The organism is Saccharothrix sp. ST-888, from assembly GCF_000955975.1.
Taxonomy (GTDB): Bacteria; Actinomycetota; Actinomycetes; order Streptomycetales; family Streptomycetaceae; genus Kitasatospora.
In genome coordinates, this window is record NZ_JYJF01000420.1 from 1 (window position 1) to 392 (window position 392).

Here is a 392-nt window from a genome sequence, read left to right on the forward strand (position 1 = left end):
CCCATCCGCACCGCTAACACCGCAGAACACTCCAGCAACTCCACCTCCCTCGCATCCCGCTGCGAACCCGGACCCGGGAGGACGAACGCCACCTTCCCCCCAGCCCCAGCCACACCCACCACCACACCCGCACCCGGCTCACCCGACGCCAGCGCCTCCAGGCCACGGACAGCGGCCTCACCGTCCCCCGCCACCACCACCCCCACCACCACACCCGCCCCCTGCTCCCCGAACGCCAGCACCACCAGGCCACCGACAGCGGCCTCACGGTCACCCGCGACCACCACCGCCCCGTGCTCGAACCCCGCCCGCGACGCCACCAGCGAGTACCCGACATCCGCCAGCGACAGCTCCGGCCACTCCACCAGATGCGAGCGCAGCCGTGCCGCCTG

General features: G+C 73.2%; 1 protein-coding gene. It reads right to left on the reverse strand.

Features of this window, described 5'->3' with window-relative positions:
• Positions 1-392 (reverse strand): CurL C-terminal domain-containing protein (locus UK12_RS33355; RefSeq protein ID WP_442973912.1); only part of this gene is annotated, 392 nt, incomplete at both ends.